Origin of the sequence: uncultured Microbacterium sp. (assembly GCF_963524805.1) — a bacterium.
Lineage (GTDB): Bacteria > Actinomycetota > Actinomycetes > Actinomycetales > Microbacteriaceae > Microbacterium.
Genome location: NZ_CAURGG010000005.1, coordinates 149770 through 165746 on the forward strand (window position 1 = coordinate 149770; position 15977 = coordinate 165746).

Annotated in this window: 15 protein-coding genes and 1 pseudogene; 9 read left to right on the top strand and 7 right to left on the bottom strand. The window is 69.0% G+C overall.

Going from position 1 to position 15977, the window contains the following annotated elements; all coding sequences use genetic code 11:
• Window positions 1-4: 4 nt before the first annotated feature.
• Window positions 5-688 (bottom strand): response regulator transcription factor, encoded by a 684-nt coding sequence (locus RWQ91_RS11650; protein ID WP_314506148.1) that lies wholly within the window; start codon window positions 686-688, stop codon window positions 5-7.
• On the bottom strand, window positions 685-1902 hold the full coding sequence (locus tag RWQ91_RS11655) for an ATP-binding protein (RefSeq protein ID WP_314506150.1): 1218 nt from the start codon (window positions 1900-1902) through the stop codon (window positions 685-687). The genes RWQ91_RS11650 and RWQ91_RS11655 overlap by 4 nt, the downstream gene beginning before the upstream one ends.
• A gap of 164 nt (window positions 1903-2066) precedes the next feature.
• Here RWQ91_RS11655 and phoU point away from each other — a divergent pair, with 164 nt between their 5' ends.
• Window positions 2067-2741: a phosphate signaling complex protein PhoU gene (gene phoU, locus RWQ91_RS11660; protein WP_314506152.1), complete on the top strand. Its 675-nt coding sequence runs from the start codon at window positions 2067-2069 to the stop codon at window positions 2739-2741.
• 99 nt (window positions 2742-2840) lie between these two features.
• On the opposite strand, the gene RWQ91_RS11665 is transcribed toward phoU, so the two are convergent.
• Complete coding sequence (locus RWQ91_RS11665; protein ID WP_314506154.1) at window positions 2841-3590, bottom strand: phosphoglyceromutase; 750 nt, start codon at window positions 3588-3590, stop codon at window positions 2841-2843.
• Window positions 3591-3663: 73 nt separating this feature from the next.
• Here RWQ91_RS11665 and RWQ91_RS11670 point away from each other — a divergent pair.
• A pseudogene (locus tag RWQ91_RS11670) lies at window positions 3664-4481 on the top strand (class I SAM-dependent methyltransferase).
• Between the two features lie 20 nt (window positions 4482-4501).
• Here the strand turns inward: RWQ91_RS11670 and RWQ91_RS11675 are convergent.
• The 4 genes from RWQ91_RS11675 to RWQ91_RS11690 form a co-directional block, all read right to left on the bottom strand.
• Entirely contained in the window at window positions 4502-5605 is a 1104-nt protein-coding gene (locus tag RWQ91_RS11675) for an FUSC family protein (RefSeq protein ID WP_314506156.1), read from the bottom strand.
• An 8-nt stretch (window positions 5606-5613) separates the two neighbouring features.
• Window positions 5614-6714 carry a folate-binding protein gene (locus tag RWQ91_RS11680; RefSeq protein ID WP_314506158.1) on the bottom strand — a complete coding sequence of 367 codons (1101 nt, stop codon included), beginning with the start codon at window positions 6712-6714 and terminating at the stop codon, window positions 5614-5616.
• The gene (locus RWQ91_RS11685) at window positions 6714-7337 is read right to left on the bottom strand and encodes an FABP family protein (RefSeq protein ID WP_314506159.1); all 624 of its coding nucleotides are present in this window, start codon (window positions 7335-7337) and stop codon (window positions 6714-6716) included. Before RWQ91_RS11685 ends, RWQ91_RS11680 begins: the two co-directional genes overlap by 1 nt.
• Before the next feature lie 136 nt (window positions 7338-7473).
• Window positions 7474-7764 carry a hypothetical protein gene (locus RWQ91_RS11690; RefSeq protein WP_314506161.1) on the bottom strand — a complete coding sequence of 97 codons (291 nt, stop codon included), beginning with the start codon at window positions 7762-7764 and terminating at the stop codon, window positions 7474-7476.
• 149 nt (window positions 7765-7913) lie between these two features.
• On the opposite strand from RWQ91_RS11690, the gene RWQ91_RS11695 reads away from it, so the two are divergent.
• From RWQ91_RS11695 to pstB, 7 genes are all read left to right on the top strand, one after another.
• Window positions 7914-8612, top strand: coding sequence for a response regulator transcription factor (locus RWQ91_RS11695; RefSeq protein ID WP_314506162.1), 699 nt, complete (start codon window positions 7914-7916; stop codon window positions 8610-8612).
• Between the two features lie 44 nt (window positions 8613-8656).
• The gene (locus tag RWQ91_RS11700; protein WP_314506163.1) at window positions 8657-10822 is read left to right on the top strand and encodes an RNA degradosome polyphosphate kinase; all 2166 of its coding nucleotides are present in this window, start codon (window positions 8657-8659) and stop codon (window positions 10820-10822) included.
• Window positions 10819-11757: an NUDIX hydrolase gene (locus RWQ91_RS11705; RefSeq protein ID WP_314506164.1), complete on the top strand. Its 939-nt coding sequence runs from the start codon at window positions 10819-10821 to the stop codon at window positions 11755-11757. Before RWQ91_RS11700 ends, RWQ91_RS11705 begins: the two co-directional genes overlap by 4 nt.
• A gap of 162 nt (window positions 11758-11919) precedes the next feature.
• Window positions 11920-13020, top strand: coding sequence for a phosphate ABC transporter substrate-binding protein PstS (gene pstS / locus RWQ91_RS11710; RefSeq protein WP_314506165.1), 1101 nt, complete (start codon window positions 11920-11922; stop codon window positions 13018-13020).
• A 73-nt stretch (window positions 13021-13093) separates the two neighbouring features.
• Window positions 13094-14074 (top strand): phosphate ABC transporter permease subunit PstC, encoded by a 981-nt coding sequence (pstC, locus tag RWQ91_RS11715; protein ID WP_314506167.1) that lies wholly within the window; start codon window positions 13094-13096, stop codon window positions 14072-14074.
• A gap of 1 nt (window position 14075) precedes the next feature.
• Window positions 14076-15170, top strand: a complete 1095-nt coding sequence (gene pstA / locus RWQ91_RS11720; protein ID WP_314506168.1) for a phosphate ABC transporter permease PstA — start codon at window positions 14076-14078, stop codon at window positions 15168-15170.
• A gap of 21 nt (window positions 15171-15191) precedes the next feature.
• Entirely contained in the window at window positions 15192-15971 is a 780-nt protein-coding gene (pstB, locus tag RWQ91_RS11725) for a phosphate ABC transporter ATP-binding protein PstB (protein ID WP_314506170.1), read from the top strand.
• The last annotated feature ends 6 nt before the right edge of the window (window positions 15972-15977 follow it).

Below are 15977 nucleotides of genomic sequence, written 5' to 3' on the forward strand. Positions count from 1 at the left end.
CGGCTCAGGCCTCGAACCGGTAACCCAGTCCGCGCACGGTCATGAGCATCGTCGGGTCGCTCGGGTGCTTCTCGATGCGCGAGCGGATGCGCTTGATGTGCACATCCAGCGTCTTGGTGTCGCCGAAGTAGTCGGTTCCCCAGACCCGGTCGATGAGCTGGCCCCGCGTCAGAACGCGCCCGGCATTGCGCATGAGCACCTCGAGCAGTTCGAATTCCTTGAGCGGCATGGCGATCTCGCGCCCGTCGACGGCGATCGTGTGGCGGTCGATGTCGAGCACCACACGCCCACCGTCCAGGACGTGATCCTCCAGATCCGCCTCGTTCTGCGCGAGGCGCCGCAGCACGGCGCGCATCCGCGCGAGCAGCTCCCGTGCCGAGTAGGGCTTGGTCACGTAGTCATCCGCGCCGAGTTCGAGTCCCACGACGATGTCCACCTCGGAGTCCTTCGCGGTCAGCATGATGATCGGCACGCGCGAGCTCGTGCGGATCTGCCGGCACACCTCGGTGCCCGACATGCCGGGCAGCATCAGGTCCAGCAGGACGATGTCCGCGCCCCGCTCCCGGAATGCGGTGAGAGCAGCGGGGCCGTCCTCGGCGATCTCGACGTCGTACCCCTCCCTGCGCAGGAGATAGGCGAGCGGATCGGCGAGATCGGGCTCGTCCTCGACGACTAGGACGCGGGTCATGCGGGTGCTCCGTTCGTGGGGTGGGATGCCGCAGCCGGCGTGGTCTTCTTCTTCTTCGGCCGGCGGCGCTTGGGCACGACCTGATCGGCGGGCGGGTCGATCAGCGGAAGGCGGATCGTGAAGGTGGACCCTCGTCCCGGGCGGGACCACAGGCGCACCTCGCCGCCGTGACGCTGCACGGCATGTTTGACGATCGCGAGGCCCAGTCCGGAGCCGCCCGTACGGCGCGACCGCGCCTGGTCCGCGCGATAGAAGCGCTCGAACACCCGCTCCTGATCACCCTCGGCGATGCCGATGCCGCGATCGGTCACCGCGATCTCGACGACGTCCCCGACCGCCTTGACGCCCACTCCGACACTCGAGCCCGATGGGGAGTAGGCGATCGCGTTGGCGACGAGATTGCCGACGGCTTCACCGAGCACCTGCGCATCGCCGCGGACGTACAGCCCCCGATCGCCGCCGCGCACGATCTCGACCCCCGCGGAGGCCGCCTGGATCGCATGAGCGTCCGCGGCCGAGGCGATGATCTCGTCGACCGCGACCTCGCGCTCGTCGGTGAACTCGTCAGCTGCCTGCAGCCGCGAGAGGTTCATGATGCGGGAGGTCAGCTGGGAGAGCCGCGTCGCCTCCGCCGTCAGGCGACCGGCGAAGTTGCGCACCTGGTCCGGATCGTCCGCGGCCGATTCGATCGCTTCGGCGAGCAGGCTCACCGCCCCGACGGGGGTCTTCAGCTCGTGACTCGTGTTGGCCACGAAGTCCCGGCGCATCTGCTCCACCCGCTCGCGCTCGGTGATGTCCCGGAGCACCAGCAGTGTCAGCCGCGCCGAGATCCGCGATGCCCGCGCGACGACCAGCCGGGGCTCGGCCGGCGCCGCACCCCGTCGCAGGCGCAGCGTTGCCGTGATCACCGACTCCTCCGCGCGCGCCCGTCGCGCGATCGCACGCAGTTCGTCCGAGGCGAGCACGCTGCCCTCGGACAGCTGGAACGGCGCCGCGGGGGCCGAGGCCGCCAGCACCGTCGAAGAGGTGTCAACGACGACGGCCGCTTCGTCCATGGCCCTGAGCACTTCGTGGACGCCCTCCGGGATCGTCGATGACGTCTCGATCTGAGCACGATCCCGCGCCCGGACCGCGAGCGCGATGCCGGCGGCGACGGAGCCTCCGATGATCGCCCCCAGAAGCAGGGCGAGCAGCGCAAGCTGCGTCGTATCCATGGCTCCACAGTAGATGCCGCGCGGGCCTGCTCCGGATCGGATCCGCGTCACCGCAGCGGCGGCCCGTTAGTATTCACTCGCCCGGCACCGTTCGTTAACCTTCGATGGCGATGATCGCCAGGTCGCGAGGCGTGTGCCTCCTGCGGAACACGAAAGGTGCTGCAATGCGCGAGGTCTTCCATCAGTCCCTCGAGGACGTCCAGGGGCGTCTGGTCGAGATCGCCGAACTGGTCACCGTCGCCATCGACAAGGCGACCCGGGCTTTCAGCTCGAGCGACGTCGGTCTGGCCGAGGAGGTCATCGAGGCCGATGCGGTCATCGACGAGAAGGCGGTCGCGCTGGACGAACTGGCGATCGAGATCCTCGCCCGCCAGCAGCCCGTGGCGCGTGATCTTCGCATCGTCGTGAGCGCGTTGCGCATCAGCGCGTCGCTCGAGCGCATGGGTGACATCGCGGAGCACATCGCGCAGCTCACGCGCATGCGATTCCCGGAGCGAGCCATCCCCCGCGGGCTCAAGTCGACGTTCACCAAGATGGGGGAACTCGATGTGAACGTCGCGCGCAAGCTCACCGAGCTGCTGCGCACCGAAGACCAGGCGCTGGCCGAAGAGATCCGCAACGACGACGACAAGCTCGACGATCTGCACATCAGCGTGTTCGAGAAGGTGCTCAGCGACAGCTGGAAGGGCGAGGCCTCGGCGACGGTCGACGCGACCCTCGCCAGCCGGTACCACGAGCGGTTCGCGGACCACGCCGTCTCGGTCGCGAAGAAGGTCGTCTACCTCTCCACCGGAGACTGGACGGTCGAGACCGACGCGATCGACATCGTCCGCGGGTAGCGGAGGACACCAGAAGAGAGCGGATGCCGAGGTCTCGGCATCCGCTCTTCGCTTCGGTGGTCGAGCAGCGAGCGCCGGCGAGCGTATCGAGACCTGGCTCTACTGCTTCCCCTGGCTGGCCACAGCCGCAGCGCCGGCCGCGGCGGCCTCGGGGTCGAGGTACTCGCCGGGAGCGACCGGGGCGAGGTTCTCGTCGAGGCGATAGACCAGCGGGATGCCGGTGGGGATGTTCAGCTCGGCGATGTCGGCGTCGCTGATGCCGTCGAGGTGCTTGACCAGTCCTCGCAGCGAGTTGCCGTGCGCCGTGACCAGCACGGTCTTGCCGGCGCGCAGGTCGGGGACGATGTCGCTCTCCCAGTAGGGCAGGAACCTGTCGATCACGAGCTTGAGCGACTCGGTGCGCGGCACCTCGCCGTCGATGCCGGCGTAGCGGGGGTCGCTGACCTGGCTGAACTCCGAGTCGTCGGCGAGCGCCGGCGGCGGCACGTCGAAGGAGCGGCGCCACAGCATGAACTGCTCGGGCCCGAATTCCTCCAGGGTCTGCGCCTTGTCCTTGCCCTGCAGCGCGCCGTAGTGGCGCTCGTTGAGCCGCCACGAGCGCTTGACGGGGATCCACAGGCGATCGGCGGCTTCCAGCGCCAGGTTGGCGGTCTGGATCGCGCGGCTGAGCACCGAGGTGTGCAGCACGTCGGGGAGCAGGCCCGCTTCGGAGAGCAGCTCGCCGCCGCGGACGGCTTCGGCCTCGCCCTTCTCGGAGAGGCGCACATCGACCCATCCGGTGAAGAGGTTGAGCTCGTTCCAGACGCTCTGGCCGTGGCGGAGGAGGATCAGCGTGTAGGGCGCGGTCATGGCCCCATGATACTGACGCGGGCGGTCGCGATCCGGCGCCGGGTGGGGTCTCGGACCCTGGCATCATGGGCTCATGAGCTCGGGCCGCTCCCCCGTCGGGCAGATCACGCGCGGCACCACCGGGACGAACCGGCTGCGTCGCGTGGACCGCTGGATCGCCCGGCATCCCTCGCTGCGTCGTGCGGTCGACCCTCTCGTCATCGACCTCGGCTTCGGTGCGAGCGGGGTGACCGCGCTCGAGCTGTACGCGCGACTGGCCCGCGCGCGACCCGACGTCGAAGTGCTCGGTCTCGAGATCGACCCCGAGCGCGTCTCGCGCGCCCGCACACAGCTCGCCGCCGTGCGGCAGGGCTCGACCGCCTTCGCCGCGGACTCGCGGGTCGCGTTCGCCCTCGGCGGGTTCGAGGTTCCGGCGCCGCGCCCGCCGACGGTGATCCGCGCGATGAACGTCCTGCGGCAGTACGACGAATCCGAGGTGTCGGACGCGTGGCGGCGGATGTCGGCGCGCCTCGCACCCGACGGCCTGCTGGTCGAGGGCACCTGCGACGAGGTCGGCGCATCTGCACGTGGGTGGCCGTCGGTGCCGATGCGGCGCCTCGCACCTTCACCATCTCGCTCCGACTGGCCGGGCTGGACGATCCCGCGGTCGCGGCCGAGCGCCTGCCCAAGGCGCTGATCCACCGCAACGTGCCCGGTGAGCGCGTGCACGCGCTGTTGACCGCCCTCGCGCAGGAGTGGGAGCGTGCTGCCGTCCTCGCGCCCTTCGGGCCCGTGCAGCGCTGGGAGGGGGCGCTGACCGGGATGCGCAGCATCGGGTGGCCGGTGCGGGAACGCTCACGCTGGCGTCTCGGCGAGCTCACCGTGCCCTGGAGCGCGGTGGCCCCGATCTGACGCGACCCACGATCGATGCGTCAGATCCGCGGAACGCAGGCGCGCGCTTCCGCGCTGGTCATCCCGGTCGCGGCCAGCAGATCCACCGCCAGCGGGCGAAGCGCGGCGATGAGATTCTGCTCTCCCAGTGAGGCCCCCGGCAGCAGCAGCGCGGGATCCAGTCGTCCCGCGACGGCCCGCACCGCCTCGCGCGCGACCGGCTCGAGGGAGATGTCCGTCAGCGACTGCGCGACCAGCTGCGCGCCCCGCGCGAGATCGGTGAGGGTGTCGGCGGCGACGGGTCGGGCCGTGGCGTCGTCGCACAGGTAGACCACCCGCCGGGCGATCACCCGCAGATTGCGCGTCGCCAGGTCGGTGTGCGAGCGGATGCGCTCGTGCCGCTGCAGTTCGGAGCGCTGCCGGCGCAGGAACGGCGAGATGCGGGCGATGGCGATTCCGGAATCGAGCGATGTCGACCATGCGTCCACCTGGGCCTGGAGCGCCCGCGCCTTCTCGAGCCCGCGCTCGGCCCGCATCCGGTCGCCGCGGCGCAGCGCCTGGGCGAGCGTGGTCATGGTCGAATCCATCGCTCGGTACACCGCGGTGCCGGTGCGCACCTCTTCGCGCTGCAGCGTCCGCGGGATCAGCGCTGTCACCAGCAGCGCAGCGATGCCCCCGATGATGCCGTCGACCAGGCGCAGGAACGGCGCATTGGCAGGGATGACCATGACGATCAGAGCCTGGATCGCCGCGGCGATCGCGAAGCTCGCCTGCGCCGAGAGGAACCGGGCGACCACGAGCGTGATCCCCAGCGCCACCGCGATCTGCCACCAGCCCGAGCCGGCGAGCAGCAGCAGCAGTTCGGCCACCAGCACGCCCACCAGCATCCCGAGCACCGTCTCGAGCACGCGGCGGGGCCGCGCGTCCCGCACCAGCCCCAGGCTCGACACGCACACCGTCGCCGCCAACAGGGGCGCCGGGTGTCCGAGGCCGTAGTGTGCGAACGCGTAGGCGCCCGTCGTCGCGACGACGATCTGCAGGATCGCGATCGAGGACCCCTGCACGCGCCGGAGCCCCCGGCGAGGATCGACGCGCCGCCACCCCGTGGGGACGGCCGCCGTGCTCGGCTGCGGGTTCTCGGCCACGGTCGGCCTCAGCCGGCCCGCCGCCCGAGCCGCGGCAGACGAGGGATGTTCGCCGTCGCACCCGCCTCGGGGGGCACGATCACCTCCTGCGCACCGACGATGGCACCGTCGGCTGTGCGCACGAGCAGCTCGGCGTCCACCGGCGTGCTGCGTCGCACGACCGCCAGCGCGATCGGACCCTCCTCGAAGTGGCGGGCGGCGGAGGTGATCGCCCCCACGACGGCATAGCCCAGGAGCACGTCGTCGCCGTGGGACGGCAGCCCGGAATCGGAGCCGTCCAGCTGCAGGGCGACGATGCGCCGCGGCGGGTGGCCGAGGTTGTGCACCTTGGCGACGGTCTCCTGACCGCGGTAGCAGCCCTTCTCGAGATGGACGGCCGTGCGCAGCCAGTCCAGCTCGTGCGGCAGGGTGCGCTCGTCGACCTCGGCGCTCCACCGCGGACGCCAGGCGGCGACGCGCAGCGCATCCACCGCGTCCAGCCCGGCGAGTGCGAGGTCACCCGACACGACAGCATCCGCCACCGTTTCCAGTTCGGCACGCGGCACGATCGCCTCGGCCCAGTCGCGCTCGCGGCCCGGGTGCGGTTCCACCGCGGCGTACGCCCATCCGCCGGCGCCGACCTCGGGCCAGGGATCGACCCAGACGAGGGGCAGTCCCGCCGGCGCTGCCGCGGCGACCGCCGCGAGCGCGGACCGGGTGCCGCCGACGACCGCGTACTCGCCGTCCCGGTCGACCGGATCCACGCGCAGTCGGAACCGCATCTTGCGCAGCCACCCGAGCAGACCTTCGGCGTCGGTCCGATCGGCGATCAGCCACGTCGTCTCACCATCGTCCAGAACGGATGCCGCATGCTCGACGTGCCCGTGCGGGTCGAGCACGAGCAGCTCGGTGCTCTCCCCCGGCGCGAGCCGCGCGAGCGCCTGCGAGGTGAGCGAATCCAGCCACGACAGGCGGTCCTCGCCCGTCACGGAGAGCACGGCGCGGTCCGCGAGCGGGGCCAGCGCCCGCCCGGCGGCGAGCGCGCGCTGCTCGCCGAGCGGATTCCCGAGATGACGGAGGCCGGCGTCGTCGATGACGGCGCCCGGCACGCGTGCGAACGGATCGGTCATCAGTCCACCCGCGCGAGACGGGCCGAGGCGTGCGATGCCAGCTCCCGGCCGAGGGCGGCGATGTCCCACGCCCAGAGGAGGTGTCCGTCCACGAGGCCGTACAGGCGGGTGGCGGCGGCATAGACCTTCGCGTTGGCCGTGCGCACCACCGCGTCGGTGGCCAGGTCGATACGGGGACCTTTGATCGACCCGAGGTAGAGCTCGCTGACCCCGTCGGAGTGGACGATGGACGCTTCGATGTCGAAGCCTCCCTCCGCGTTGCGCAGCTCCTCGACATCGTCGGCCGTGCGCGCGACCGGGGCTTCCAGAGGCGGCAGCAGCCCCGGACCGGCCTCGGCATCGGTGGCGGTGCGCGACAGTCGCCAGTAGCCCATCTCAGAGACGAGCGCCGTGCGTGCCGGCTCGCCCTCGCCCTCGGCAGCAGAGTCCTCGAGCAGCCACGCGTTGGCGGCGTAGTTCAAATAGGCGCCGCCGTCATGGCTGAAGCTCACGCGGTGCAGGAACTCGCCCGCGAAGCGGTGGCCGCCCACTTCGTAGTCGATGACCCCGGTTCCCTCCCAGACGCCGATGAGCCAGGACAGGGGCCCGAGGTCGGCGGGCAGATCGGTGGGCAGGTCGAACACGGCGCGGCAGCCGTCAGCGCTGGCCGCGGAAGAGATTCTTCAGGACCACGCCGGAGACGAAGACGATCGCGAGCGACGCGAGTGCGAGAAGCCCCACGTAGAACAGTTCCAGAGCGACGAGATCCATGTGAGGAGTCTACCCGGGAACGATCGTCGCCAACCCGAAGCCGAGACTGATGACACCCATGGCCAGCAGGGCGCCCAGCACGCTGGCGGCGACCCGCTGGGTGAATCCCTGCGAGCGCCCGAACCACAGCTGGACGGCGAATGCGAGCACGAGGCATGCGCCGAGGCCGACGGTCAACCACGCCGCGCGCCACTCCTCGGGAACGAAGATGCCGATTGCGATGCCGAGCAGGGCCGCCACCACCCACACGGCGATCACGCCGCCGAAGGTACGACGGGAGGCGAGGTCGGGGGAGGTCACGGCACCATTGTCGCGCACGTCGGGCTCCCGCGCATCGTCCGCTTCGCGGGCGCGGAGCGACCCGTGAGGACATCCGAATCGAATCGATGACCTCTCACGCCCTAAACTGGAGTCGCGGCGCTTCCCCCTGCGCCGGGAGGACGGCGTTTTTGGCACAGCTTCTGGTTCTGAGCTCCGCACCTGGAGGCGGTCCGGTCCTGCCTTCTCTGGAGCTGCTGAGCCACCGCGTGCGGCAGATCCCCGCCGAGCCGGCGCAGCTGGTCAACGCTCCGAGTGCGGACATCATCTTCGTGGACGCGCGCCTGGACCTGGTCGGCGCGAAGTCTCTGTGCAAGATCCTGAACACCACCGGACTGGACGCGCCGCTGATGCTGGTCGTGACCGAGGGCGGCCTGACGGCGGTCTCCACCGATTGGGGGGTCGATGACGTCATCCTCGTCACCGCAGGTCCCGCCGAGGTCGACGCGCGCATCCGGCTGGCGATCGGCCGGATGACCAAAGACGCCGTCTCGACCCGCATCCAGACCTCCGGCATCACGATCGACGAGTCCTCCTACTCGGCGAAGGTGCACGGCAAGCCGCTCGACCTGACCTACAAGGAGTTCCAGCTCCTGCATTTCTTCGCCACGCATCCCTCGCGCGTCTTCACCCGCGAACAGCTGCTCAGCGAGGTATGGGGGTACGACTACTTCGGAGGCACGCGCACGGTGGATGTCCATGTCCGTCGCCTGCGCGCCAAGCTGGGCGACCTGGAGCAGCTCATCGGCACCGTCCGCAACGTCGGCTACCGCTTCAACGTCTACGAGGACGATCAGGTCCCCGCCCCCCGCGAACGCACCGGCGCGTAGCACCAGTTCACGCGCTCGTCACCTCACCCTGCAATGATGAGGGGATGATCGAACACGACGTGCTCGACGCGGGTCTCGGAGACGCGGACGACGACGACTTCGACCTGTCCGAGGTCTTCGACTCCCAGCTGCCCGACAACCGCTATCTCGACCGGGAACTGAGCTGGCTGGCCTTCAACCAGCGAGTGCTCGAGCTCGCCGAGGATCCGGCCCTGCCGGTGCTCGAACGGGCCAACTTCCTCGCGATCTTCGCCAGCAACCTGGACGAGTTCTTCATGGTGCGCGTCGCCGGGCTCAAGCGCCGCATCGTGACCGGGCTGGCCGTGCCCACCAATGTCGGACGGTCGCCGCAGGAGGTGCTCGCGGACATCTCGGCCGACGCGCACGCGCTGCAGCTGCGTCACGCCGACGCGTGGACCTCGCAGGTGCGACCGGCGCTCGCGGATGCCGGCATCGAGGTCATCTCGTGGGATCAGCTCGAGGATGACGAGCGCGCGCGCGTCTCGGACTACTTCCAGGGTCAGGTGTTCCCGGTGCTGATGCCCCTCGCCGTCGACCCCGCCCACCCGTTCCCCTACATCTCGGGCCTGTCGCTGAACCTGGCGATCCGCATCCGGAACGCCAAGACAGGTCGACAGGAGTTCGCACGCCTCAAGGTGCCGCCGATGCTCCCCCGCTTCGTGGATGTCTCCCGGCACGGCGACACGGTGCGCTATCTGCCGCTGGAAGAGCTCATCGCCAACCACCTCGAGGACCTCTTCCCCGGCATGGAGATCCTCGATCATCACGCCTTCCGCCTCACGCGCAACGAGGACGTCGTGATCGAGGAGGACGAGACCGAGAACCTGATCCAGGCGCTCGAGGCCGAACTGCTGCGGCGCCGCTTCGGTCCGCCCATCCGGCTCGAGGTCGGCGACGACATGGACGACCTCACGCTGGACCTGCTCATCAACGAGCTGGACATCACCGCACAGGAGGTCTACCGGCTTCCCGGATCCCTCGATCTGCGGGGCCTGTTCGATCTGGCGAAGATCGATCGTCCGGAGCTGCACTATCCGCCGCACGTGCCGACGACCGCGGTCGCCTTCCAGCCGAGGGAGCAGAACGGCCGCTCGGACATCTTCTCGGCGATCCGTCGTGCGGACGTGCTCGTGCACCACCCGTACGAGTCCTTCGCGACGAGCGTGCAGGCCTTCCTCGAGCAGGCGGCCAAGGATCCGCACGTCCTGGCGATCAAGCAGACCCTCTACCGCACCTCGGGCGACAGCCCCATCGTGCAGTCGCTGATCGACGCCGCCGAGGCCGGCAAGCAGGTGCTCGCGCTCGTGGAGGTCAAGGCTCGGTTCGACGAGGCGGCCAACATCGTCTGGGCGCGCAAGCTCGAGAAGGCCGGCGTGCACGTCGTCTACGGGCTCGTCGGACTGAAGACGCACTGCAAGCTCGCGCTGGTGATCCGCGAGGAAGACGGACGGCTGCGTCACTACAGCCACGTCGGCACGGGCAACTACAACCCCAAGACCAGCCGCATCTACGAGGACTTCGGTCTGTTCACCGTCGATGATCAGGTCGGCCGCGATCTCACCCGCCTGTTCAACGAGCTTTCCGGCTACGCGATCGAGAAGAAGTTCAAGCGCCTCCTGGTCGCCCCGCTGCATCTGCGCAAGGGCCTGCTCCGACTCATCGAGAAGGAGCGCCGCAACGCCCTCAACGGCAAGCCGGCCAGCATCCGGATCAAGGTCAACTCGATGGTCGACGAGCAGATCATCGACGCGCTGTACCGGGCCAGCCAGGCCGGCGTGCCCGTCGAGGTGTGGGTCCGCGGCATCTGCTCGCTCAAGCCGGGCGTGCCCGGGGTGAGTGAGAACATCAAGGTGCGCAGCATCCTGGGCCGCTACCTCGAGCACTCGCGGATCTTCATGTTCCACAACGACGGCGACCCTCAGGTCTACATCGGCAGTGCCGACATGATGCACCGCAATCTCGACCGACGCGTCGAGGCGCTCGTGCGGGTCGTTGCTCCGGCGCACCTGAAGGAGATGGAGGCACTCTTCGAGCTGGCGATGAGCGACGCCGTCAGTTCGTGGTGGCTCGGTTCAGAGGGCGAGTGGATCCGTCACAGCGTGGATGCCGACGGTCAGGCGCTGATCGACATCCAGGAGCGGACGATGGCCGACGTCCAGCGCCGACGTCGTTCCCGGGCGGCACGATGACCGAGACCGCCGTCTACGCGGCGGGCGGTGTGCTGTGGCGCATCGTGGACGAGAAGCTGATGGTCCTGCTCATCCACCGCACGCGGTATCGGGATGTCACCCTGCCCAAGGGCAAGGTCGACCCGGGTGAGATGCTCGCCGAGACCGCGAGCCGCGAGATCTTCGAAGAGACCGGAATCCGGGTGAGCCTCGGTGTGCCCGTGGGCGTCTCGCGGTACGTGATGCCCAACAAGCGGCAGAAGATCGTGCACTACTGGGCGGCCGAGGCGACCGATGCGGCGATCCGCACGTCCGCGTTCGTGCCGAACAAGGAGATCGCGGCGCTGGAATGGGTCGCGCTCAAGAAGGCGTCCGGGCGGTTGAGCTACCCGGTCGACGTGGAAATCCTCGAGCATTTCGAGAAGCTCGTGGACGACGGCGTGCTCCGCACGTTTCCCATCATCGCGCTGCGGCACGCGAAAGCGGTGCCTCGCGAGGAGTGGGACGGCAAGGATGCGGCGCGTCCTCTCACCTCGCGAGGCAAGAAGCAGGCGAACTCGATCGTCGGTCCGCTGCTGGCCTTCGGCGCGCGCAGGATCATCTCCAGTCCCGCCACCCGCTGCGTCAAGACCGTCGCTCCCCTCTCCGCCGCACTCGGCCGCAAGATCGACAAGACGCCGCTGATCAGTCAGGACGCGTGGGAGGACGGCCGCTCGGACGCCCGCACCATCGTGGGCGAGCGCGTGCGCACCCGCAAGCCTGCGGTCGTCTGCAGTCACGGCCCGGTTCTCCCCGAGATCCTGACCGAGATCGCCCTGGCCACCGGGACGCTGCGCGGCTCCTACCTCGGCAGCGCGTCCGCGCTGGAGCTGGGCGCGTTCTCGGTCGTGCACCTGTCGATCGACAATCCCGGATCCGGCATCGTCGCGATCGAGACCCACGCTCCGAAGGCCTAGCCGCGCGTATCGAGATCCATCGCCCGCAGGTGAACGTCAATCTGCCCTCGTGCCGTTCACCTCCCGTTCACCATCGCAGCGCATTCGCTTAAGAGTCGCTCCCTAGGTTTCAGAGCGAGTCCTGCACCGGACTCGTACCCTGACCCGTGAAGGATTCACACAGTGAAGATCTCCCGCATCGCCCAGCTGGGCGCTGTCGCCGCTATCGCGGCCCTCGCACTCTCCGGATGTGCCTCGAACGAGGCCGGCGCCACCAGCACGCCCGCCGCCAGTGACGCGCCCGCGCTCACCGGAACGCTCAACGGCTCCGGCGCCACGTCGCAGCAGGTCGCCGTCCAGGCGTGGACGGCCGAATTCCAGGGCGCCAACCCTGACGTGACGGTCAACTACGACCCGCAGGGATCGGGAACGGGACGCGAGTCCTTCCAGTCCGGCGCCGTCCAGTTCGCCGGCTCCGACCGCGCCTTCAAGGCCGAGGAGATCGAAGCCGGTCCGTTCGACGCGTGCGTCGAAGGCTCGGACCTCGTCGAGATCCCCGCCTACGTGTCGCCGATCGCCATCGCGTTCAACGTCGAGGGCGTCGACTCGCTCGACCTCGACCCGGCCACGATCGCCGGCATCTTCGCGGGCACGATCACCAACTGGAACGACCCCGCGATCGCCGCGACGAATGACGGCGTGACGCTGCCCGACCTGGCGATCACCCCGGTCCACCGCTCGGACAAGTCGGGCACGACCGCCAACTTCACCGACTACCTGACCCAGACGGCCGAGACGATCTGGACCTACGGCTCGGTCGAGGAATGGCCGATCCAGGGCGGCGAAGCGGCCCAGGGCACTTCGGGCGTCGTCAACGCCATCAAGGGCGGCAACGGAACGATCGGCTACGCCGACCACTCCCAGACCACCGACTTGAGCGCCGTGAACGTCCAGGTGGGCGAAGAGTGGGTGGAGCCCTCCGCTGCCGGCGCCGCGATCGCTCTCGACGCCTCGCCGCTGGCCGAAGGCCGCGCATCGACCGATCTCGCGTTCGAGATCGACCGCACGACCACCGAGGCCGGCGCGTACCCCGTCATGCTCGTGAGCTACCTCATCGGCTGCGTCGAGTACCAGGACGCGGACGCCGCTGCGCTGGTGAAGGGATTCTTCAGCACGGCGATCAGCGAGGCGGGCCAGCAGGCTGCGGCCGAAGCCGCCGGCAGCGCCCCGATCTCGGCCAGCCTGGCCGAGCAGGCCCAGGCTGCGGTCGACGCGATCAAGTAGTCCCCTCGACCCCGGGTCGACGGTAACGTCGGCCCGGGGTCGAACCCCGCTCTCCCCGATCCAGGAAGCAGACATGTCCACGACCTCCGTGCCGACCGAGCCGCAGGCTCCCGACCCGCTGGCCCCGGATCCCCGCGGCAAGGCGAAGCAGCGACCGGGGGACCTGTGGTTCTCGGGATCGGCGCTGTTCGCCGGCTCGATGATCCTCGCCACGCTGGCGGCGGTCGCCTTCTTCCTGATCATCCAGTCGATCCCCGCCCTGGGTGCCGGCAGCGATGAGGCATCGCTGATCAGCACCAACTTCTGGGACTACGTCTGGCCCCTGCTGTTCGGCACGATCTGGGCGGCCTTCCTCGCCCTTCTGATGGCCGTCCCCCTCTCCCTTGGCGTCGCGCTGTTCATCACGCACTACGCACCCCGCCGCATCGCGCAGGGCCTCGGCTACGTCGTCGACCTCCTCGCCGCCGTCCCCTCGGTCGTCTTCGGCCTCTGGGGCATCCTGGTGCTGGCGCCGGCCGTTCAGCCCGTGTACGCCTGGCTGAACCAGAACGTCGGCTGGTTCCCGCTGTTCAGCGGCGACGTGTCCGCAACGGGCCGCACGATCTTCACGGCATCCATCGTCCTGGCCGTCATGGTCGTTCCGATCATCACCGCGATCTGCCGCGAGATCTTCCTGCAGACGCCGGTGCTGCACGAAGAGGCCGCGCTCGCCCTGGGCGCCACCCGCTGGGAGATGATCCGCATGGCGGTCCTCCCGTTCGGCCGCTCCGGCATCGTCTCGGCATCCATGCTCGGTCTGGGCCGCGCGCTCGGCGAGACGATGGCGGTCGCCATGGTGCTCTCGGCGACGGGCACCGTCACCTTCCAGCTGTTCACCTCGACGAACCCGTCGACCATCGCCGCGAACATCGCCCTCACCTTCCCCGAGGCGTTCGGCACCAACATCAACGTGCTCATCGCGACGGGCCTGATCCTGTTCGTGGTGACCTTCATCGTCAATGCCGTCGCGCGGTGGATCGTCAACCGCCGCAAGGAATTCTCGGGAGCGAACTGACATGACCCTCACTGCTCCCGCCCCCGTCTCGACCGCACCAGCGGCGGACTCACTGCGCAGCGGCCGCCTGGCGAGCTGGGTTCCCTGGGCGCTGCTCGGCGCGTCGCTCGTGGCGATGCTGGCTGTCTTCCTCGTCATGGCCGGCGCTGCCGGCGGCGATCTGAACTACGGCGGATGGCTCGTCTCGGCTGCCCTGGTCTACCTCGTCGTCATCTACGTCACCTCCTCGATCATCGAGGGCGGGCGCAAGGCCACCGACCGCCTCGTCACCGGCGTGGTCACCGCGGCCTTCGTGGTCGCGATGGTGCCCCTGGTGTCGGTGGCGTTCACCGTCATCAGCAACGGCATCGCGCGGTTCGACATCCTGTTCTTCTCGTCGTCGATGCGCAACGTCGTCGGCGAGGGCGGCGGGGCGCTGCACGCGATCGTCGGCACGGTCCTCATCACCGGGGCCGCGGCGATCATCTCCATCCCCATCGGACTGATGACCTCGGTCTACCTCGTCGAGTACGGCCAGGGCAAACGCCTCGCCCGCGGCATCACCTTCCTGGTGGACGTGATGACCGGCATCCCCTCGATCGTCGCCGGTCTGTTCGCCTACGCCCTGTTCGCGCTGTTCTTCGGCCCCGGCATCCGCCTGGGCATCATGGGCTCGGTCGCGCTGTCGGTGCTGATGATCCCCGTCGTCGTGCGCTCGAGTGAAGAGATGCTCCGGCTCGTGCCCAACGAGCTGCGCGAGGCCGCGTACGCGCTCGGTGTGCCGAAGTGGCTCACGATCGTCAAGGTTGTGATGCCCACCGCCATCGCCGGCATCACGACCGGCATCATGCTGTCGATCTCACGCGTCATCGGCGAGACGGCACCTCTACTGATCACGGCCGGGTTCACCGACTCGATGAACTACGACCTCTTCAGCGGGCGGATGCAGACCCTCCCCGTCTTCACCTACACGCAGTACGCGAACCAGGGCATCCCGCCTGAGGCGTACCTCGACCGTGCGTGGGCGGCAGCGCTGACCCTCATCCTCATCGTCATGGTGCTCAACCTGGCCGCGCGCCTGGTCGCCAAAATCTTCTCCCCCAAGACCGGTCGCTGAGCGACCTAAGGAATCACACACATGTCCAAGAGCATCGAAGTCAACGACCTCAACGTCTACTACGGCGATTTCCTCGCCGTCGAGGGTGTGGGCCTGTCCATCGAACCGCGCAGCGTGACGGCCTTCATCGGGCCGTCGGGCTGCGGCAAGTCGACGTTCCTGCGCACCCTGAACCGCATGCACGAGGTGATCCCGAACGCGCGGGTCGAGGGTGAAGTGCTCCTCGACGGCGACGACCTCTACGGCCCCGGCGTCGACCCGGTCGCCGTCCGGCGACAGGTCGGGATGGTCTTCCAGCGGCCCAACCCTTTCCCGACGATGTCTATCAAGGAGAACGTCCTGGCGGGCGTCAAGCTCAACAACCGGCGCATCTCGAAGTCCGATGCCGACGCCCTCGTCGAGAAGTCGCTCACCGGGGCGAACCTGTGGAACGAGGTCAAGGACCGCCTCGACAAGCCCGGCTCGGGACTCTCGGGCGGGCAGCAGCAGCGCCTCTGCATCGCACGCGCGATCGCCGTCTCGCCGCAGGTGCTGCTGATGGACGAGCCGTGCTCGGCGCTGGACCCCATCTCGACCTACGCGATCGAAGAGCTGATCGGCGAGCTGAAGAACGACTACACGATCGTGATCGTGACGCACAACATGCAGCAGGCCTCGCGTGTCTCGGACCGCACCGCATTCTTCAACATCGCGGGCACCGGCAAGCCGGGCAAGCTCATCGAGTACGACGACACCCGGTCGATCTTCACCACGCCGAGCGTGCAGGCAACCGAGGACTACGTCTCCGGTCGCTTCGGATAGAAGCGC